Annotated in this window: 18 protein-coding genes and 1 riboswitch; of the genes, 3 read left to right on the top strand and 15 right to left on the bottom strand. The window is 71.7% G+C overall.

Features of this window, described 5'->3' with window-relative positions; translation table 11 throughout:
- Nucleotides 1–32: 32 nt before the first annotated feature.
- From Sfr03f_RS11870 to Sfr03f_RS11850, 5 genes are all read right to left on the bottom strand, one after another.
- Entirely contained in the window at nucleotides 33–1,142 is a 1,110-nt protein-coding gene (locus tag Sfr03f_RS11870) for a hypothetical protein (protein ID WP_245967526.1), read from the bottom strand.
- Nucleotides 1,143–1,290: 148 nt separating this feature from the next.
- The gene (locus Sfr03f_RS11865; protein ID WP_372514414.1) at nucleotides 1,291–2,346 is read right to left on the bottom strand and encodes a C40 family peptidase; all 1,056 of its coding nucleotides are present in this window, start codon (nucleotides 2,344–2,346) and stop codon (nucleotides 1,291–1,293) included.
- A gap of 271 nt (nucleotides 2,347–2,617) precedes the next feature.
- Nucleotides 2,618–3,637: a C40 family peptidase gene (locus tag Sfr03f_RS11860; RefSeq protein ID WP_108953806.1), complete on the bottom strand. Its 1,020-nt coding sequence runs from the start codon at nucleotides 3,635–3,637 to the stop codon at nucleotides 2,618–2,620.
- A gap of 286 nt (nucleotides 3,638–3,923) precedes the next feature.
- A complete protein-coding gene (locus Sfr03f_RS11855; RefSeq protein WP_108953805.1) occupies nucleotides 3,924–5,273 on the bottom strand; it encodes an NYN domain-containing protein in 1,350 nt (449 codons plus the stop codon).
- A gap of 50 nt (nucleotides 5,274–5,323) precedes the next feature.
- A complete protein-coding gene (locus Sfr03f_RS11850; RefSeq protein WP_108953804.1) occupies nucleotides 5,324–5,563 on the bottom strand; it encodes a hypothetical protein in 240 nt (79 codons plus the stop codon).
- Nucleotides 5,564–5,757: 194 nt separating this feature from the next.
- Here Sfr03f_RS11850 and Sfr03f_RS11845 point away from each other — a divergent pair, with 194 nt between their 5' ends.
- Together Sfr03f_RS11845 and Sfr03f_RS11840 are read left to right on the top strand one after the other, a co-directional pair.
- A complete protein-coding gene (locus tag Sfr03f_RS11845) occupies nucleotides 5,758–6,489 on the top strand; it encodes a rhomboid family intramembrane serine protease (RefSeq protein WP_108953803.1) in 732 nt (243 codons plus the stop codon).
- A complete protein-coding gene (locus Sfr03f_RS11840) occupies nucleotides 6,486–6,767 on the top strand; it encodes an Lrp/AsnC family transcriptional regulator (RefSeq protein ID WP_108953802.1) in 282 nt (93 codons plus the stop codon). Before Sfr03f_RS11845 ends, Sfr03f_RS11840 begins: the two co-directional genes overlap by 4 nt.
- Nucleotides 6,768–6,822: 55 nt before the next feature.
- Here the strand turns inward: Sfr03f_RS11840 and Sfr03f_RS11835 are convergent, their stop codons facing one another.
- From Sfr03f_RS11835 to ctaE, 6 genes are all read right to left on the bottom strand, one after another.
- Nucleotides 6,823–8,082 carry an aminotransferase class V-fold PLP-dependent enzyme gene (locus tag Sfr03f_RS11835; protein WP_245967544.1) on the bottom strand — a complete coding sequence of 420 codons (1,260 nt, stop codon included), beginning with the start codon at nucleotides 8,080–8,082 and terminating at the stop codon, nucleotides 6,823–6,825.
- 416 nt (nucleotides 8,083–8,498) lie between these two features.
- Nucleotides 8,499–8,615, bottom strand: a riboswitch (SAM riboswitch).
- 98 nt (nucleotides 8,616–8,713) lie between these two features.
- Complete coding sequence (gene trpD / locus Sfr03f_RS11830; RefSeq protein ID WP_108953800.1) at nucleotides 8,714–9,778, bottom strand: anthranilate phosphoribosyltransferase; 1,065 nt, start codon at nucleotides 9,776–9,778, stop codon at nucleotides 8,714–8,716.
- 190 nt (nucleotides 9,779–9,968) lie between these two features.
- On the bottom strand, nucleotides 9,969–11,609 hold the full coding sequence (gene qcrB, locus Sfr03f_RS11825) for a cytochrome bc1 complex cytochrome b subunit (RefSeq protein ID WP_108953799.1): 1,641 nt from the start codon (nucleotides 11,607–11,609) through the stop codon (nucleotides 9,969–9,971).
- A complete protein-coding gene (gene qcrA, locus Sfr03f_RS11820) occupies nucleotides 11,606–12,676 on the bottom strand; it encodes a cytochrome bc1 complex Rieske iron-sulfur subunit (protein WP_108953798.1) in 1,071 nt (356 codons plus the stop codon). The genes qcrB and qcrA overlap by 4 nt, the downstream gene beginning before the upstream one ends.
- Entirely contained in the window at nucleotides 12,673–13,482 is an 810-nt protein-coding gene (gene qcrC / locus Sfr03f_RS11815; protein ID WP_108953797.1) for a cytochrome bc1 complex diheme cytochrome c subunit, read from the bottom strand. The genes qcrA and qcrC overlap by 4 nt, the downstream gene beginning before the upstream one ends.
- Nucleotides 13,483–13,554: 72 nt before the next feature.
- A complete protein-coding gene (gene ctaE / locus Sfr03f_RS11810; protein WP_108953796.1) occupies nucleotides 13,555–14,175 on the bottom strand; it encodes an aa3-type cytochrome oxidase subunit III in 621 nt (206 codons plus the stop codon).
- A gap of 231 nt (nucleotides 14,176–14,406) precedes the next feature.
- Between ctaE and Sfr03f_RS11805 the strand changes: the two genes are divergently transcribed.
- Nucleotides 14,407–14,808, top strand: coding sequence for a response regulator (locus Sfr03f_RS11805; protein ID WP_108953795.1), 402 nt, complete (start codon nucleotides 14,407–14,409; stop codon nucleotides 14,806–14,808).
- A 96-nt stretch (nucleotides 14,809–14,904) separates the two neighbouring features.
- Here Sfr03f_RS11805 and Sfr03f_RS11800 read toward each other — a convergent pair whose 3' ends face one another.
- The 4 genes from Sfr03f_RS11800 to ctaC form a co-directional block, all read right to left on the bottom strand.
- Complete coding sequence (locus tag Sfr03f_RS11800) at nucleotides 14,905–16,179, bottom strand: L,D-transpeptidase (RefSeq protein WP_108953794.1); 1,275 nt, start codon at nucleotides 16,177–16,179, stop codon at nucleotides 14,905–14,907.
- A gap of 164 nt (nucleotides 16,180–16,343) precedes the next feature.
- Entirely contained in the window at nucleotides 16,344–16,742 is a 399-nt protein-coding gene (locus Sfr03f_RS11795; protein ID WP_108953793.1) for a cytochrome c oxidase subunit 4, read from the bottom strand.
- Complete coding sequence (gene ctaD, locus Sfr03f_RS11790) at nucleotides 16,739–18,472, bottom strand: aa3-type cytochrome oxidase subunit I (protein ID WP_108953792.1); 1,734 nt, start codon at nucleotides 18,470–18,472, stop codon at nucleotides 16,739–16,741. Before ctaD ends, Sfr03f_RS11795 begins: the two co-directional genes overlap by 4 nt.
- Nucleotides 18,469–19,431 (bottom strand): aa3-type cytochrome oxidase subunit II, encoded by a 963-nt coding sequence (gene ctaC, locus Sfr03f_RS11785; RefSeq protein WP_108953791.1) that lies wholly within the window; start codon nucleotides 19,429–19,431, stop codon nucleotides 18,469–18,471. Before ctaC ends, ctaD begins: the two co-directional genes overlap by 4 nt.
- Nucleotides 19,432–19,672: the final 241 nt, after the last annotated feature.

Below are 19,672 nucleotides of genomic sequence, written 5' to 3'. Positions count from 1 at the left end.
GCGCCACCGCCGCCGCGTCCCGCGGGCGGGGTTCAGCCGCCCAGGTCCTGGCGGAGGGAGGCGCGCCACAGGGCGGTGAACTCGGCGCGGCCGACGCCGAGGACGCGCCGGAGGGCGGCCCCCTCGCCGTCGGTCCCGGCGGCCTCGTAGAGGTCGCGGACGGCCCGGTCGCCCCAGCGGCCGGCGACCAGGCGGCAGGCCAGCCAGGCCCCCTCGTAGGCCCGGCCGACCGTCCCCGCGTCGCCGCCGAAGGCGAAGTCGCCGTCGGCGGGCAGCCGGTGCGGGACGTCGCCCTCGCGCACCGCACGGGCGAGGGCGGGCGCGGTGCGGGCGGGGTCCTGCCGGGAGGTCCGGTAGGCGGTCCAGTCGGCGCAGCCCTCCGAGAGCCACATGGGGGTGCGTGCGGTGGTGCGGGCGCGCAGGGCGACGTGCGCGGTCTCGTGGGTGAGGACCACCTGCCGCGCCTCCTCGCCGAGCGCCTTCCACGCCTCGGGGTTGACCACGACCCGCGGCGCCTCGCCCGGGGTGGTGACGGCGGCGGTGTCCCGGTACGTCCCGGTGGGGGCGCCGAGCAGGCGGGCCATCGCGTCGGTGGAGTCCGGGACGACGATCACGGGCCGCACCGCAGTGTCCCAGGCGGCCCTCACGGCGCGCGCGGCGGTGTCCCCGGGTTCGGTCCAGGCGGCGGGGTCGGCCGGGCCGGAGGCGACCACCAGGGTCCGCGCGGTGGCGGCGGTGCGGAGGGCGGCGTCCTGGTCCCAGAGCTGTTCGGGCTCCCCGGGGGCGGGCCGGTCCGCGGTGACGCGCCAGGAGCCGTCGGCGTCCCGCCCGAGGGTGAGGACGCGGCGCGTGGTGACGGTCCCGGCGTCCCGCTCCAGCCGGTGGCGCAGCTCGGCCCGCACGGTGGCGCCGTCCTCCCCCTGCCGAGCTGTCACCCGGTAGCGCCAGGCGGCGAGCGGGAGGGCGTGCAGGGGCTTCCACGCGGCGGGGTCGCCGGTGGCCGTGAAGGCGGCGCGGTCGCCGTCGCGCAGGGCCCTGGCCTGGCGGTCGAGCAGGAGCTGCGCGTCGGGCGGGGCGGGGGCGCACGCCGCCAGCAGCGCGCCGAGCGCGACGGCGGCGCACAGCGCCCGGTTCCTGGTCACCCGCCCGATCGTAAGGCCGGGTGGCGGAGGCGCTCAGGACCGGGGGACACCCGCCGTCACCGCCGGGTGGCGGAGGCGCTCAGGACCGGGGGACACCCGCCGTCACCGCCGGGTGGCGGAGGCGCTCAGGGCCGGGTGACACCCGCCGTCACGGCCGGGTGACGGAGGCGATGGGCAGCATGCCCACCGGGTCGTAGCGCACCGCCGCGCCCGGACGCGGCGCGTGGATCACCTGCCCGTTCCCCGCGTAGATCGCGACATGGCTGGCGTCGGACCGGTACGTCACCAGGTCCCCGGGCCGCGCCTGCGAGAGCGGCACCTGCTGCCCCGCCGTCCGCTGCGCCTGCGAGGTCCGCGGCAGGGAGACGCCGGCCCGGCCCCAGGCCCACTGGGTGAGCCCGCTGCAGTCGAAGGCGCTCGGCCCGTTCGCTCCCCAGACGTACGGCCGCCCCAGCGCGGCGCGCGCCGCCGCGAGCGCCGCCGCGGCCCGCCCGGAGACCGTCGTGCCCTCGCCGAGCGGCGGCAGGTCGCGCCCGGACCGGGCGGCCCGGTCCCAGGCGGCCCGCTCGTCCTCGGGGAGCGTCTGCAGCAGCTCCCGGGCCCGTCTCAGCTTCCCCTCCACGACCCTCTTCCGGGCGGTCACGTCCTTGCGCACCCGCTCGAGTTCGGCGAGGTCCGCGACGGCCTCCCGGCGCTGCTGGCCGAGTTCGCGCAGCGCCCCGCGCAGCCGGCTGAGCTTGCCGGCCTGGCGGGAGCCGATCCGGTCCAGCACGGCGGCCTTGTCGAGGTAGTCGTCGGGGTCGGAGGAGAACAGCAGGGCCAGCGACGGGTCCATGCCGCCGGAGCGGTACTCGGCGCCGGCCAGCGAACCCAGCTGCTCGCGCAGCTCGTTGACCCGCTCCTGCTGCCGGGCCATCCGGTCCTGGGCCCGGCCGGCCTCCTCGCGCAGCCGCTCGGCGCGCTCGTCGGCGTGGTTGAAGGCCTCGGTGGCCTGCTCGGCCTCGGTGTACAGCCGGTCCAGCTCGGAGCGGGCGTCCCGGGGCCCGTCCGGCGCGCCGGGGGCGGCGGTGGCCTGGGGGGCGACCCCGAGGGCGGTGGCGGCGACCGAGAGGACCGCGGCGGTGATTCCGGCGGCGCCGGGCGCCGAGGGGGCGCGGCCCGCGGGGACGGGGCGGCGCGGTGCGAGGCGGCGGTGACGACCCACGGAGGACCGCACTCCCTTCGAGGCCGGCGCGACGCGGGCCTCACGGACCGGACGGACCGTCACCGGCTGTGACGGGACCGGTTCCCACGGTGTCGGGGGAAACGCGCCAGACAGTAGTCCCGTCGCCGGGTCCCCTCCAAAGACCTCCGGGGGCGAACATGCCCGCGCCCCGCCTCTGACGCAGGTCATCGGCGGGGCGCGGGGTCGACACGAGTCACCCGGTTTCATCCGACCGGGTGACGGCGAGGAGGTTTCGTGCGGTGGGCGGGGCTCAGACCCGCACGCCGAACTGGAACGGCATGTTGTTGATCGACTCGTAGCGCACGACGGTGCCGGTGCGCGGCGCGTGCAGCACCTGGCCGTTGCCGGCGTAGAGGCCGACGTGGTGCAGGTCGCTGTAGAAGATCACCAGGTCGCCGACCTGGAGCTGGTCCATCGACAGGCGGGTTCCGTAGCTCGCCTGCGCCTGCGAGGTGCGCGGCAGGCCGACGCCGGCCTGGCCGTACGCCCACGAGGTGAGGCCGGAGCAGTCGAAGGAGCCCGGACCGGTGGCGCCGTAGACGTACGGCGAGCCGATCTTGGACTGCGCGGCGGCGAAGGCGGCCGAGGCGCGGCCCGAGGCGGACTTGCCGCCGGTCAGACCCGCCGACTTCGCGGCGTCCGCCGCCTCCTCCTTCGCCATCTCGGCCCGCTCGGCGGCGGTGAGGGAGTTGAGCAGCTTCTGGGCCTCGGCCAGCTTGGCCTGGACCTCCTTGCGCTTCTTGCCCAGCTCCTCGCGCGTCTCGGCGAGGTCGTCCAGCTTGGTGGCGGCCTCCTGACGCTGCTGGGTGAGCTCGCGCTGCTTGTCCTGGATCTCGGCGAGGGCCTCGACCTGCTGGTTGCTCAGCTGGTCCAGGGTGGACGCCTTGTCGAGGTAGTCGTCCGGGTCGGCGGAGAGGAAGAGCTGCATCGAGGAGTCGATGGTGCCGCTGCGGTACTGGGCGGCGGCGGCCATGCCGATCGCGTCGCGGAGCTCGTTGAGGTCGTCCTGGCCGCGGGCCACGTTGTCCTGGAGAGCGTCGATCTCCTTCTCGAGCTTCTCCTGCTTCTCCTTGGCCCCGTTGTACTTCTCGGTGGCCTGCTCCGCCTGCTCGTGGAGCTTGTCGACCTTCTCCTTCACCTCGCCCTTGCTGGGCTTGGCGGGCGCGGCCTGGGCGGAGTTGCCGCCGAGGACGACGGCGGCTGCCGCTGCGGTGGTCAGCACGGTGACACGTGCGCGGCTCGGCTGCTTAGGTCGACGGTGGGACGCCACGTGGGCGGTCTCCTTCTGCCATCAGCCGCCTGCCGGAGAGCACACCTGGCGGGCGGTGAGCCTCCGCCGTCACTCCCTCTGAGCGATCACCCGAGCGAAGGTTCGATGGCTAAACCTAGTGACCTTCTTGTGATCAGTTCAAATCCTCGTACGTAAAATCTCGCCACCGCCTGCGAAGTTCTCCCGCAACTCACCTGCGGTGATGTCCGGATGACTGTGCGTCGCGGCCGAAAACGGTCAACGGGCCCAAAGCCGCCGGGAAGCGGCAGAAGGGGTGCGGGCCGCGTCAGCTCCGGCTGAAGCGTCTGAGGAGCACCGCGGAGGCGACCGGCCGGGCCCCGGCGCGGGCCACCCCGTCGGCGACCTCGCGGTCGGTGGAGACGACCACCACCGGCCGGCCCGAGGGTTCGGCGCGCACCAGCTGGCGGATCAGCTCGTCGGCGGTGACCCCCGGCTTGGAGAACAGCACCCGCACCCCGCGCGGGGGCGCCAGCAGCACCGGCGCGACCAGTTCGGCGCCGTCGAAGACGCAGGTGACCTCGCAGTTGGTCTGCGCGGCCAGCGTGGACAACTGGCCCAGCAGCCGCAGGCGCTGCTGCTCCAGCGGCATCTGCGGGTAGCCGGTCTTGGTGACGTTGTAGCCGTCCACGACCAGGTGGACCTGGGGCAGCGCGAGCAGCTGGTCCAGGATGGCCGGGTCGTCCTCGGAGAGCGCCCGGGCGGCGATGTCCTTGGGCGTCATCCGGCCCGGTTCCACGGCGTCGACCGTCTCGGCCGGCCACACCGACACGGGCGGCAGGGCCAGTTCGCGGCGCAGGCCCTGGGCGGCCTCCAGCACGGTGTCCAGCAGCAGCCGGGCGCGCATGTCCTCGATGCTGCGGCCCTCCCGGACCGCCTTGCGGCCGGCCTCCAGGGCCGCCTCGGTCTCGCCGAGCCGGGCCTTGAGCCGCCGGCTCTCGCTCTCCGCCGCGGACACCTGGGCCTGGGCCTGCGCCCTCACCTCGTCGAGTTCGCCGCGGAGTTTGCGCTGCGCGGCCTCCCCGCGCTTGACGTCGCTGAGGGCCGAACGCAGCTTGCGGTGCAGCGACTCGGCCTCCTTGCGCGCCGCCTCGAGCTCGGCGCGCAGCCGCTCCGTCTCGGAGCGGACCTGTTCGCGGGCGGCGGCCGCCTCGGCGCGCAGCCGCTCCAGTTCGGCCCGGGTCTCCTCGTCGGCGCGCTCCGCCTCGGCGCGCTGCGCCTCCTCGCCGGCGGCGGTCACCAGCTTGACCCAGCCGGACGGGCGCAGCACGTACGCGGCGGCCGCGACGTCGAGCGGGTCCGCGGCCGGCGGCGGGGCGCCCGTCTCCAGGGCGGCGGCCAGCTCCGGCTGGGCCTCGCGGAACTTCTCCCCCACGCGCTGCCGGAACTGGCTCTCGCCCTCCAGCGCGGCCGCCATCGCGTTGCCCGCGAACTTGGCCCGCCGGCTCGGCGTGAAGCGGGCGTACTGCCGCAGCTGCGCGGGGAGTTCGGCCACGGTCAGGGAGCCGAAGGCGTCCGCGGTGATCTGGACGACCCGGCGCCGCACGCCGTCGGGCAGCGGACGGTCGAGCACCTCAGCGGCGCCGTCGTCCGGCCTCCCGCCTCCGTCACCGGCCATCCGTCACACCTCGCCTGTCGTCCGTCGTCCTAGGAGCCCGGGCCGCTCCCTCAGGAGCCGGCGCCGGGCCTGTCCACCAGTTCCACCTTGTCCACCGCGTTGCACCAGCGGCAGCGGACCGACTCGATGGTCTCACTGACCACCTCGCGTTCCTCCACCGTGGGCGCCCCCGCGAGGTCGAGGTGGACGTACTCGACGACCTTGGAGGAGCGGGTGACGTCGAAGCGGGTGAGGTTGCCGCAGAGCGTGCACCGCCAGCGGGTCGTCTCGGTGGGGAGGGGAACCGTCATCGCGGGCTACGCCCTTTCTCGTTCCGGGGCCGTCGAGGCGCCCGTCGTGGGCGCCGGAGCCTGTGCGTGTACCTGTGTGTACCGGTGGATGCCTGTGCGTGGTAACCCTACGGCCATTCGCGGGCCGGTCGCTCGCGTGTCCACGGCGGCGAGGCGACGCCCGCCCGCCGCATCCGGTACGTCACACTTCGTGCATGATCCGCGACTGGAGCACGGCGTTCGCCGCGGCGGTCCGGAGCCGGCCGGCGCCCGTCACCCATGGTCTGACGGCGCTGTGCGTGCTGCTCTTCCTGATCGGACCGGCCTCCGGCCTCAACCCCCTGTACGGCACCGGCGAGGACCTGCCGGCGGCGCAGCGGGCCTGCTTCCGGCGCTGGGGGGTGGTGCCCGCCGAACTGCTCGCCGGCGACCCGGACGCGCTGGTGACGCCGCTGACCGCGCTGTTCGTGCACGGGGGGTGGCTGCATCTGCTGGGCAACCTGCTCTTCCTCCAGGTCTTCGGCGTGATGACCGAACAGCGCATGGGCAGCGTGCGGTTCGCCCTCTTCTACCTCGGCTGCGGAAGCCTGGCGCTGGTCGGCTACGCGCTCGCCGACCCCTCGTCCGGGCAGTCCCTGGTGGGCGCGTCCGGCGCGGTGTCCGCGGTGCTCGGGGCGTTCCTCCAGCTCTTTCCCCGGGCCCGCGTCACCAGTCTGCTGCCGTTCCTCTTCTTCCTGCCGGTGCGGCTGCCCGCCTGGGTGGTGCTGCCGTTCTGGGCGGCCCTGCAGTGGCTGGGCGCGGAGCGCGCCGGGGAGGGGCCCGGGGTGGCGTACCTGGCGCACCTGGTGGGCTTCGGGCTGGGGTTCGCCGCCGCCCGGACGGCGTTCCGGGGGACGACTACAGTGAATCCACCAGCGACGGCCACCCAGGGAGAGAACCAACCGTGATCACCGCGATCGTGCTCATCAAGACCAGCGTGGACCGGATCCCCGAGATCGCGCAGGACATCGCCTCCCTGGAATCCGTCAGCGAGGTCTTCTCGGTGACCGGCACCTACGACCTGATCGCCATGGTGCGGGTGCGTGAGCACGACGACCTCGCGGAGGTCATCCCCGGGCGGATCAGCAAGATCCCCGGCGTCCTGGGCACCGACACCCACGTCGCGTTCCGCACCTACTCGCAGCACGACCTGGAGGCCGCGTTCGCCATCGGCCTCGACTCCTGACGCAGGCCCCCGGCGGCCGGGAGCGGGTCGGGCCCGCCCCCGCGCGGGGCGGCCGTCAGGACGTCGCGCCGGTCAGCTCGGCCAGCGCTCCCAGCAGCCGGTCCACGTGCTCCACCGGCGTCCCCACGCCGAAGCTCGCCCGGACGGCGTCCAGCGGCGAGGCGCCGCCCGCCCCGCACTCCGCGGCCGCGTCGGGGCCCTCCCCGAGCAGGCGGCGCACCAGCGGGTGGGCGCAGAACAGCCCGGCCCGCACGCCGATCCCGTGGGAGGCGGCCAGGTGCTCGGCGACGTCCGCGCCGTCGAGGCCGTCCACCACGAAGGACACCACGCCCACCCGGGGCGCCTGGTCGCCGAACAGCGACAGCACCCGCACCCGGGGCAGGGCGGCCAGGCCCTCGCGGAGCCGCCCGAGCAGGGCCTCCTCGCGGGCGGCGAGGACGGCGAGGTCCGCCTCGGCGAGCGCCCGGCAGGCGGAGGCCAGTGCGTGCACGCCGACCACGTTGGGCGAGCCGGCCTCGTGCCGGGCCGGCCCGGTGTGCCACTCGACGTCCAGGCCGCCGTCCTCCCGCCGCAGCACCCGGCGGCTGGCCCCGCCGCCCGCCAGGTAGGGCTCGGCGGCGTCCAGCCAGTCGGTCCGCCCGGCCAGCACGCCCGCGCCGAACGGGGCGTACAGCTTGTGCCCGGAGAAGGCCACCCAGTCCACGTCCAGCTCGCGCACCGACACCGGCCGGTGCGGCGCCAGCTGGGCCGCGTCCAGCACGATCCGCGCCCCGTGGGCGTGCGCGGCGGCGGCGAGTTCGCGCACCGGCCACAGTTCACCGGTGACGTTGGACGCGCCGGTCACGCAGACCAGCGCGGGGCCGTCGTCCTCGCGGGCGGCGAGCGCCTCCCGCAGCCGGGCCACGGCCTCGGCGGGGGACGCGGGGGCGTCCAGGAAGGTCACCTCGGCGCCGCGCCAGGGCAGCAGCGCCGCGTGGTGCTCGGTCTCGAAGACGTAGACCCGGCAGCCCTCCGGCAGGGCGGAGGCCAGCAGGTTGAGGGAGTCGGTGGTGGCGCGGGTGAAGACGACCTGGTCGTCCTCGCGGCAGTCGAGGAACCGGGCGACGCTCTCGCGGGCGTCCTCGAAGAGCTCGGTGGACAGCCGGGACAGGTGTCCCGCTCCCCGGTGGACGCTGCCGTAGAACGGCACGTACTCGGCGACCTCGTCCCACACCTGCCGCAGCACGGGCGCGCTGGCGGCCTGGTCGAGCGCCGCGTACTGCAGGCGACGGCCGTCGGCCAGCGGCACGGTGACGTCCAGCCCCAGCACCGGCAGCGGCTCGGGGAGCCCGGCGAGCTCCCCGGCGGGCGCGGCGGTGGCGGCTGTGGCGGCGGAGGCCGCCCGGACGGCGGCGGCGGAGCGGGCGGCGGAGACGGAACGGCGGGCGGGGCGGACGGCGGTGGTGGCGGAAGCGGACACGGCGAACTCCTGTGAGCCAGTCCGCGGCCTCGGCGGGCGGCGGCACGCGAGCGGCGGCCGGGTCGCCGGTGGACGGCGTCCCGGCCGGCTCGGCGGCGGCACAGGCCGGCGGGCGCGGACGCGGAAAGAGGGGGAGGACAGGGCTCGAAGGCCTGCCGACGGGGCGCGGCGCGGACAGCGGTGTGGAAGGGCGCGCCCCGGCCGGTCAGGCCCGTCGCATTCGTCGGCTCATGGAAAACTCCTCGGCGACCAGGACCCCTGAAATCGCGAGAGGTCCGCGCTTGCCGTGGACCTTGCTGTCCACGGCCTGGTCCTCACCCGGGGCACCCCGCCACGGACGGAGGGTTGCCGGACAGCCGGCCGGGGCCTGATGGCTGTCACTCATGACCTGGTCCGCATCCTGCCACAGCCCGCGCACACACGCGAGACGCGGTCCGCCATGCGGACCGCGCCTCGTACGAATGTGCCCCCAACTCCCCTGGCGGGCTCAGGCGTTGCTGGCCATGACCCACCGCTCCAGGGTCTGCCGGGCGGCGCCGGAGTCCAGGGAGTGCGCGGCCCGGTCCATGCCGGCCCGGATCTGCTCGGCGAGCGTCCCCTGCCCCGGCTCCAGGGCGACCAGTGCGGCCGCGGAGTTCAGCAGGACGGCGTCGCGCACCGGGCCCCGCTCGCCGGCCAGCAGACGCCGGGCGACGTCCGCGTTGTGCGACGGGTCGCCGCCGCGCAGCGCCTCGATCGGCGCGTACTCGACGCCCACCTCGCGCGGGTCGAAGAGCTCCTCGCGGACCTGCCCGTCGCGCACCACCCACACCCGGGAGGGACCGGTGACGGTGAGCTCGTCCAGGCCGTCCTCGCCGCGGAAGAGCAGCGCGGAGTTGCCCGCCTCGGCGAAGACGCCCGCCATGATGGGCGCCATCCGCAGGTCCGCGACGCCGATGGCCTGCGCCTTGACGCGGGCCGGGTTGGTCAGCGGGCCCAGGAAGTTGAAGGTGGTGCGGATCCCCAACTGGCCGCGGGCGGCGGCCACATGGCGCAGCGCCGGGTGGAACTTCACGGCGAAGCAGAAGGTGATGCCCGCCTCGTCCGCCACCTCGGCGACCCGCTGCGGGGTCAGCTCCAGGTTGACGCCGAGCTTCTCCAGCACGTCCGAGGAACCGCTCGCGGAGGAGGCCGCCCGGTTGCCGTGCTTGACCACCTTCACCCCGGTGCCGGCCACCACGATCGCGGACATGGTGGAGATGTTGACCGTCTTGGCGCCGTCGCCGCCGGTGCCCACGATGTCCACGGTGGGGCCGGCCACGTCGATCACCCGGGCGTGCGCGTACATCGCCCGCACCAGGCCGGTGATCTCCTCGACCGTCTCGCCCTTGGCCCGCAGCGCGACCGCGAAGCCGGCGATCTGGGCGTCGGTGGCCTCGCCGCGCATGATCCGGTCCAGGGCCCAGAAGGTGTCCTCGGCGCTCTGGTCGCGGCCCTCCAGCAGGCCGTTGAGGACGGCCGGCCAGGAACGGCCCGCCGCGTTGTCGCCTCCAGCGGGGGTCACAGCGCTCATCTGCCGCTCCTGATCGTCTCGGTCCTGCGGCCCGCCCGGGACCGCGGGTTCACGTGGCGCCCCGGTCCACGGGGCACTTCCCACCCTATCGATCCCGGGAACGGCGAAGAGCCCCGTCCGGGTGACGGACGGGGCTCCTGCCGTGGCGATCAGTTGATCAGTCGGCGACCGGGGTGGCGGGCCTGGTCACTCAGTGGTGACCGTGGCCGGCCTCGATCTCCTTGAACTCCTCGAGCGTGGGCTTCTCGATCTGGTTGCCCTCGCCGTAGTAGGCGTGGCTCAGCTTGGCGCGGAGCTTCTCCGACGCCTTGACCTTGCGCTCCACGCCGTTCTCGTCGACCGCCGGGCCGATCTCGGCCGGCTTGTACTGCTCGTGCGCGGTGAGGGTGTGCAGCTGCTCCTGCGAGAGGGGCTCGTGCACCTCGATGAACTCACCGTGCGGCAGGCGCTTGATGATGCCGGTCTCGCGGCCGTGCAGCACCTTCTCCCTGTCCCGGCGCTGCAGGCCGAGGCAGATGCGCTTGGTCGCGATGAACACCAGCACCGGCACCACGAACATGCCGATCCGGACGAACCAGGTGATCGCGTTGATCGACAGGTGGAAGTGGGTGGCCCACAGGTCGTTGCCACCGCCGACGAGGAGCACGAAGTACAGCGCGATCCAGGCGGCGCCGAACGCGGTGCGCGTCGGGGCGTTGCGCGGGCGGTCCAGGATGTGGTGCTCGCGCTTGTCGCCGGTGACCCAGGACTCGACGAACGGGTAGACCGCGATCGCGACCAGGACCAGACCGAAGACCATCAGCGGGATGAAGACGCCCAGGACCAGGGTGTGGCCCCAGAAGTTGATCTCCCAGCCCGGCATGATGCGGATCAGGCCCTCGGAGAAGCCCATGTACCAGTCGGGCTGCGCGTTGGTCGACACCTGGTCCGGCCGGTAGGGGCCGATGTTCCAGATCGGGTTGATCGTCGCGATCGCGGAGATGGCCGCGATCACGCCGAACACCAGGAAGAAGAAGCCGCCGGCCTTCGCCATGTACACCGGCAGCAGCGGCATGCCCACGACGTTCTTCTCGGTACGTCCGGGGCCCGCGAACTGGGTGTGCTTGTGGTAGAAGACCAGGATCAGGTGGGCCACCATCAGGCCCAGCATGATGCCCGGCAGCAGCAGGATGTGGATCGAGTAGAACCGGGCGATGATGTCGGTGCCCGGGAACTCCCCGCCGAAGAGGAACATCGACAGGTACGTGCCGACGATCGGCATGGACAGGATCGCACCCTGCATGAAGCGGATACCGGTGCCGGAGAGCAGGTCGTCCGGGAGCGAGTAACCGGTGAAACCGGTGAACATGCCCAGGACGAGCAGCAGGAAGCCGAACAGCCAGTTGACCTCACGCGGCTTGCGGAACGCGCCGGTGAAGAAGACGCGCATCATGTGGACGAGCATGCCGGCGATGAAGACGACCGCCGCCCAGTGGTGGATCTGCCGGATCAGCAGACCGCCGCGCACCTCGAACGAGATGTTCACGGTCGACTCGAACGCCTGGGACATCAGCTGTCCCTGCAGCGGCACGTACGAGCCGTGGTACTCCACCTCGGCCATCGACGGGTGGAAGAACAGCGTCAGGTACACACCCGTGAGGATGATGATGATGAAGCTGTACATGCACACTTCGCCGAGCATGAACGACCAGTGGTCGGGGAAGATCTTGCGCATGTTGGCCTTGGCCAGGGAGTAGATCCCCAGCCGGCCGTCGGCCCAGTCGGCTACGCGCTCGCCGGCCGGGGCCTTCCCGCGGGAGCGGGAGGACTCGTTGCTGGCTGCATTACTCATGATTCTCCGCGCTCCCAGAAGGCCGGACCGACGGGCTCCTCGAAGTCGCCGAGCGCCTGGAGGTACCCCTCGTCGTTCACGCCGATGCGGAGCTGCGGCAGGGCGTGACCGGCGGGACCGAAGATGACTCGGGCGCCGTCGGCGAGGTCGAAGGTGGACTGGTGGCAGGGGCACAGCACGTGGTGCGTCTGCTGCTCGTACAGCGAGATCGGGCAGCCCACGTGGGTGCAGATCTTGGAGTACGCCACGATGCCCTCGTGCGACCACTCGAGTTCGCGCTTGTCCTTGATGTCGTTCGGCTCGAGCCGGACGAGCATCAGGGCCGCCTTGGCGATCTCCTTCTGGAAGTCGTGGTCGTGCTCGTGCAGACCCTCCGGCATGGCGAAGGTCAGGGAGCCCACCGCGATGTCCGAGGGACGCAGCGGCTCGTCGGTGTTCACGTTGACGAGCAGCTTGCCCTTGGACCACATGGTGTGGCGCAGCTTCTCGCCGGGCAGCGGGCCGAGCTCGCGCAGCAGCACGACGCCGGAGAGCGGGACCAGGGTCAGCGCGCCCAGCAGCGTGTTGCGCATGAGCTTGCGCCGGCCGAAGCCGATGCCGGACTCGGTGACGCCGTCACGGAAGTCGGAGAACACCTGCTCGCGGACCTCCGGGGAGGCCTCGATCGGGTGGCGCTCGGCGGCGACCTCGACGTCGGACATCAGGGTGCGGGCCCAGTGGACCGCGCCCGCGCCGATCGCGAAGAGCGCGACGCCCAGCGTCATGCCCAGCGAGAAGTTCAGCGCGCTGATGTGACCCAGCGGGAAGATGTAGACGATCTTGTCGACCGGCAGCGCCACGAAGGCGGCGATGAAGCCGATGGTCGCCAGCATCGACAGGGTGAAGAGGGCGGCGACGATGCGCTCGGAGCGCTTCGAGGCCTTCTCGTCGATGTCCTGGATGCGGTGCTCGTGGGGCGGGAGCCCTGGGTCGGCGAACGGATTGTCCTTGTCCGCCACCCCCAGCGCACCGTGTGCGTGGGCCTGCTTGTGGGGCAGGTTGTCTTCGGAAATGTCGTGGCTACTCATGACTTCTTGGCCTTTGCGGTCCGAGCGGCGACCCAGATGGCGACGGCGACCAGGGCGCCGAGACCGAACACCCAGCCGAACAGGCCCTCGGCGACGGGACCGAAGCCACCGATCTTGAGACCGCCGGGGCTCACGGAGTCCTCGCCGTTGACCGCCTGGAGGTACGCGATGATGTCCTTCTTCTCCTGCTCCGGCATGGTCGTGTCCGGGAAGGAGGGCATGTTCTGCGGGCCGGTCAGCATCGCCTGGTAGATGTGCTTGGGAGCCACGCCCGAGAGGTCCGGGGCGTACTTGCCGTGGGTCAGGGCGCCGCCCTCACCGGTGAAGTTGTGGCACTGGGCACAGTTGGTGCGGTACAGCTGACCGCCCCGGGCGACGTCCGCGCCCGCGGGGTCGTACTGCTCGGTGGTCGGAACCGCCGGGCCGGCGCCCAGCGACGCGACGTACGCCGCGAGCTGGTCGATCTGGGCCTGGTCGTACAGGGCCGGCTTGTCGGGGACCTGGGCGCCGGGCTGCTGCGCGGGCATGCGGCCCGTGCCGACCTGGAAGTCGACGGCGGCCGCGCCGACGCCGACCAGGCTAGGACCGTCGGAGGTGCCCTGACCGCCGGTGCCGTGGCAGCTGGCGCAGCCCACGGTGTAGAGCTTCTTGCCCTCGTCGATGGCGAGGGACTGGGCTGTTTCTTCGGCCTGCGCCTCGCCCGCGGGCGCGAACGCGGCGTACAGCCCCCCAGTGGCCGCCAGCGCGAGGATGAGGACGACGATCGCCGCCAGCGGATGGCGTCGTCGTGCGGAGAGCTTTTTCACGGATTACCCCGGTGTCAGGATCTTCTGCGTCGATGCTTCTGGAATGGGAGCGGCCGGGTACGGCCCGCCCGACTACTTGATCATGTAGATCGTGGCGAAGAGGCCGATCCAGACGACATCGACGAAGTGCCAGTAGTAGGACACGACGATCGCGGCCGTCGCCTGCTCGTGGGTGAACCGCCGGGCCGCGTAGGTACGGCCCAGGACGAACAGGAAGGCGATGAGGCCGCCTGTCACGTGAAGTCCGTGGAAGCCGGTGGTCAGGTAGAACACGGAGCCGTACGGGTCGGACGAGAGCGTCAGGCCCTCGTGCGCCACCAGGGCCGAGTACTCGTAGACCTGACCGCCGACGAAGATCGCACCCATGATGAAGGTGACGATGAACCACGAGCGGAGCTTCTTCACGTCGCCCCGCTCGGCGGCGAAGACGCCGAGCTGGCAGGTGAGCGAGGAGAGCACCAGGATCGTGGTGTTGACCGCCGAGAACGGGAAGTTCAGCAGGTCGGCCATTTCCGTCCAGTGATCGGTACCCGTAACCGATCGCAGGGTGAAGTACATCGCGAAGAGGGCCGCGAAGAACATCAGCTCGGAACTCAACCAGATGATGGTTCCGACGCTGGTGAGGTTCGGCCGGTTGACCGACGGGTGCGCGTGCCCGGTTTCTACTGTCGTTGCTGTCGCCACGACCGACATTATGTCGGTCGCTTATCCCGCCCTCACTCCCGGGGGTGCCGTTCGGAGTGTCTGGGCCCCAGGACTGGGCCGTACGGCCCGGTGGTGGGAGCCGTACGGCCCGCTCGCACGACCCGGCGCGGCGCGCGGCGGCCGTCGCGAACACGTGTGAAGAGCGGTGCCGCGAGGGGGTGGTGAGGAGTAGCATCCGCGGCATCGGTACCCGACGTTCCCAATCTTGCGGAGGCACGGATGCAGGCGACCGCGACGGTGCTGCTCTACAGCGACGACGCCAACACCCGGGAGCAGGTCCGGCTCGCCGCCGGACGCCGGCCGGCCGCGGACGTGCCGCTCGTGGAGTTCGTCGAGTGCGCCACGCCGGAGGCGGTGGTGCGTGAGCTCGACAACGGCGGGATCGACGTCTGCGTCCTGGACGGCGAGGCCGTCCCCATGGGCGGGATGGGCGTCTGCCGTCAGATCAAGGACGAGATCTTCCGCTGCCCGCCGGTGCTGCTGCTGATGGCCCGCCCCCAGGACGCCTGGCTGGCCACCTGGAGCCGGGCCGACGCGGCGGTCACCATGCCGGTCGACCCGGTGGAGCTGGCGGACGCGCTGGCCGGTCTGCTGCGCCGCCGGGCGGCCCTGGCGGGCTGAGCGCGGCCCTCGGGACCACGGGAAGGGGTGGCCCGGCCTGTCACGGCCGGGGCCACCCCTTCCGCGTTCCGCGGCCTCCCGGCGCCGCGTGTGCCGTCAGAGCGACTGCGGGGACAGCCGCGCCCGGTCCGCCGGGGTGGGGGCGCCGGCGGAGCCGCCGAGCGCGGAGCCGGACTTCCACTTGTCCCAGTCCAGGTTCCAGTCGCCGAAGCCGTTGCCGAACGTCTCCATCATGTCGCCCTGGGAGTTGACCACCTCGACCACGTCGCCCTCCTTGACGTTGTCGAAGAACCACTCGGCGTTCTCGGTGCTCATGCCGGTGCAGCCGTGGCTGACGTTGTCGACGCCCTGCGAGCCGACCGACCAGGGCGCGGCGTGCACGTACTCGCCGCTCCAGGTCACCCGGGTGGCGAAGTGCACCGGCAGGTCGTACGACTCGGCGCTGCCCTCGGCGATGCCGATGCTGGTGCCGCGCATGCGTACGAAGCGCTCCTTGGCGAGCACCACCTTGACGCCGTTGCGGGTGTCGAAGCCGGGCTTGCCGGTGGTCACCGGGAGGCTCTTGATCTCCTCGCCGTTCTTGTACACGGTCATCCGGTGGGAGCCCGCGTCGGTGACGGCCACCACCTTGTCGCCGATGGTGAGCTCCACCGGCTCGCCGCGGCCGCCCCACAGCCGGTCGCCGACCTTGACGCCCTCGAGGTTGCTGCGCGCCCGGACGGTGGCGTGGGCGGGCCAGTACTCCCTGGGGCGGAAGTGGAGCTCCTTGTCGTCCACCCAGTGCCAGGAGCCCGCCACGGCGGGCGTGGACTCCACCCGCAGGGCGCGCTCCACCACGGCCCGCTGGGCGGGACTCTTCACCGGGGTGTTCAGCTCGGCGGTGACGGGCTGCCCGACGCCGTAGGTGCCGGTCCTGGGGCCGAACTTCACGTTCAGGAGGTGCTTGGCCGTCGGCTTGCCGGTGGCGAAGTTCAGCACCTTGCGTCCGGGCGCGCCGTCCTCGTCCACGGTGCTCACCCGCACCGTGTACCGGGCGTTGCCGGCCAGCGGCGTGGTGCTGTGCCAGCGGCGGCCGTCCGCGGAGAGCTCGCCGGCCAGGTACCGGCCTGCCGCGTCGACGGCGGTGACGTCGGTGATGCGGCCCTCGAAGGAGTCGGCGGTCAGCTCGACGGGTTTGTCGGGGTCGGCCTTGCGCCCGCTGCCTATCGGGCCCTTGAGGACGATGCCGTTGGCCGCCTGGTAGGCCTCCGGGGCGGCGAGGGGTTGTTCGTCGGGGGAACCGCAGGCTGCGCTGGTGACCGAGAGGGCGGTGGCCAGCAGGACGCCGGCTGCGGCACGGGGACGGGTGCGCGACGCGGTCGTGTGGTTCATGCCACCACGCTAGGGAGCGGCGCGGTCACGGGCAGCGCGTGCTGCTCCTTCCGGGTGACGGCCGGACGCCGGGCGCGGCGCGACACGCAGGCGCCCCGGGCCTCCGTGCGGAGACCCGGGGCGCCGGGAGTGCTCAGCGGGGCCGCCTCCGGGGAGACGGGGACTCACTGGGTGCGGTTCTCACCGCGGTAGTACTCGAACACCCAGCCGAAGAGGCCGACCAGGATGAACGGGGCCGAGAAGTACATCAGCCACCAGCCGATCGCGACGGACGCGAAGGCGAAGGCGCCGCCCAGGCCGAGCAGCAGCGGCTGCCAGCTGTGCGGGGAGAAGAAGCCGAGCTCGCCGGCCTCGTCCGCGACGTCGGCCTCCTTGTTGTCCTGCGCCAGGGTGTCGATCCGCCGGGCCGTGAAGGCCAGGTAGTAACCGACCATGAGGCACAGGCCGAAGGCCAGGAAGAGCGCCGTGGTGCCCGCGGGCTCCTTCGACCACAGACCGTAGACGACAGCCACGGCCAGGATGAAGACGCTCAGCCAGATGAACATCTTGCCCTGGATCTTCACTTGCCGGCCTCCTTTCCACCAGCAAGAGCAGCGGACTCGACATCGCGGTTCTCGAGCTCGTCGTAGGCCGCGAGGTCGGGGTGGTGCAGGTCGAACGCCGGGGATTCACTGCGGATCCGCGGCAGGGTGAGGAAGTTGTGCCGCGGCGGCGGGCAGGAGGTCGCCCACTCCAGCGAACGGCCGTAGCCCCACGGGTCGTCCACGCCGACCGGCTTGCCGTACTTGGCGGTCTTCCAGACGTTGTAGATGAACGGCAGGAAGGAGAGGCCGAGGATGAACGAGCCGATGGTGGAGACCGTGTTGAGGGCGGTGAAGCCGTCGGCGGCCAGGTAGTCCGCGTAACGGCGCGGCATGCCCTCGGCGCCCAGCCAGTGCTGCACCAGGAAGGTTCCGTGGAAGCCCACGAACAGCGTCCAGAAGGTGATCTTGCCCAGACGCTCGTCGAGCATCTTGCCGGTGAACTTCGGCCACCAGAAGTGGAAGCCGGCGAACATCGCGAACACCACGGTGCCGAACACCACGTAGTGGAAGTGCGCCACCACGAAGTAGGAGTCGGAGATGTGGAAGTCCAGCGGCGGCGAGGCCAGGATCACGCCGGTGAGGCCACCGAAGAGGAAGGTGACCAGGAAGCCCACCGACCAGAGCATCGGCGTCTCGAAGGACAGCGAGCCCTTCCACATGGTGCCGACCCAGTTGAAGAACTTCACACCGGTCGGGACCGCGATCAGGAAGGTCATGAAGGAGAAGAACGGCAGCAGCACACCGCCGGTGACGTACATGTGGTGCGCCCACACCGTCACCGAGAGACCCGCGATCGCGATGGTCGCGCCGACCAGACCCATGTAGCCGAAGATCGGCTTGCGGGAGAAGACCGGGATGATCTCGGAGACGATGCCGAAGAACGGCAGCGCGATGATGTACACCTCGGGATGCCCGAAGAACCAGAAGAGGTGCTGCCACAACAGGGCGCCGCCGTTGGCGGCGTCGAAGATGTGGGTGCCGAACTTGCGGTCGGCCTCCAGCGCGAAGAGCGCGGCGGCGAGGACCGGGAAGGCGAGCAGGACCAGGACACCGGTCAGCAGCACGTTCCACGTGAAGATCGGCATGCGGAACATCGTCATGCCGGGGGCGCGCATGCAGATGATCGTGGTGATGAAGTTGACCGAGCCGAGGATGGTGCCGAAGCCGGAGAAGGCCAGACCCATGATCCACAGGTCACCGCCGAGACCCGGCGAGTGGATGGCGTCGGACAGCGGGCTGTAGGCGAACCAGCCGAAGTCCGCCGCGCCCTGCGGCGTGAGGAAGCCGCCGACCGCGATCGACGAACCGAACAGGTAGAGCCAGTAGGCGAACATGTTCAGCCGCGGGAACGCCACGTCGGGCGCGCCGATCTGCAGCGGCATGATCCAGTTCGCGAAACCGGCGAACAGCGGCGTCGCGAACATCAGCAGCATGATCGTGCCGTGCATCGTGAACGCCTGGTTGAACTGCTCGTTCGAGATCAGCTGCGTGCCCGGGCGGGCCAGCTCGGCGCGCATGAGCAGCGCCATCAGGCCGCCGATCAGGAAGAACACGAACGAGGTGACCAGGTACATCGTGCCGATGGTCTTGTGGTCGGTGGTGGTGAGCCACTTGACCACGACGTTGCCCGGCTTCTTGGTGCGGACCGGCAGCTCGTCCTGGTAGTACGAGCCCGGCGCGGCACCCTGGGGTTGGTTGAGGATGCTCACAGTACGTTCGTCTCCCGGTTCTTCTCGTGGCTCGTCTGAGCGATGCCAGCGGGAACGTAACCGGTCTGCCCCTTCTCAGCGAGGTCCTTGAGGTGCTGCTCGTAGCGCTCGGGGGAGACGACCTTCACGTTGAACAGCATGCGGGAGTGGTCGACGCCGCAGAGCTCGGCGCACTTGCCCCGGAAGGTGCCCTCCTTGTTCGGAGTCACCTCGAAGACGTTGGTGTGTCCCGGGATCACGTCCTGCTTCATCAGGAACGGGAGGGTCCAGAACGAGTGGATGACGTCCCGCGAGGTGAGGACGAAGCGGACCTTCTGGCCCTTGGGCAGCCAGAGGGTCGGACCGGGGTTGCCGGTCTGCTCGTTCCGGGTCGCGGGGATGCCGAAGTCGTTGACACCGCCGGCGTTGTCCGGGAACGCCTTCCGGAACTTCTCCGGGATGGCGTCCAGGTTCTTGTCGGTCTTGGCGTCACCGGTGACACCGGGGACGTCCTCGATGTAGTTGAAGCCCCAGCTCCACTGGTAGCCCACGACGTTGACCGTCACGTCGGGCTTGTCCGCGGTCTCGAGGAGCTTGGCCTCGTCGCGGGCGGTGAAGTAGAAGAACACCGAGACGATGATGAGCGGGACGACCGTGTACAGCGCCTCGAGAGGCATGTTGTACCGGGTCTGCGGAGGTACTTCCACCTTGGTGCGGCTGCGCCGGTGGTAGAACGCGCTCCACAGGATCAGTCCCCACACGAGCACGCCGACGGCGAGCGCCGAGGCCCACGTGCCCTGCCACAGGAAGAGGACGATCTCGGCCTCGTCGGTGGTCGGGGTGGGCATGCCCAGGCGAGGGAAGTCCCTCCAAGTTGTGCAACCAGTCGCGGTCGCCAGGACCAGGCCCGCAGTCAGTGCCTGCAGCAGCTTCCGCCGCATCGGGCGCCGCGGCGAGCGGTCGGAGCCGTTGGGACTCACGTAGCGCCTTCCCGAGAGTCTCGCCCGCGCTGGTTGGCTGCGGCCTTAACGCTGGTCGGTCGCCGTCCTGCGTCGGGCAGGGGTTTGGATGTTTATGCGGACCAAACCCTACTGGACGCTTTTTGGGGTCGCGCGAGGAGGGTCCCCCAACGCGCCGCCCGACACCCCGAAGGGGTGGCGACGTGGACGGATGTCGTGTCACCGGGCCCGTGACGGCGCGTCGTTTTCACCCGTTCGACGG

This window comes from Streptomyces fragilis (genome assembly GCF_003112515.1).
In the GTDB taxonomy this organism is placed as follows: Bacteria; Actinomycetota; Actinomycetes; order Streptomycetales; family Streptomycetaceae; genus Streptomyces; species Streptomyces fragilis.
Note: the sequence above shows the minus strand (reverse complement) of the source record. Positions and strands in the feature narration are given on the sequence as shown.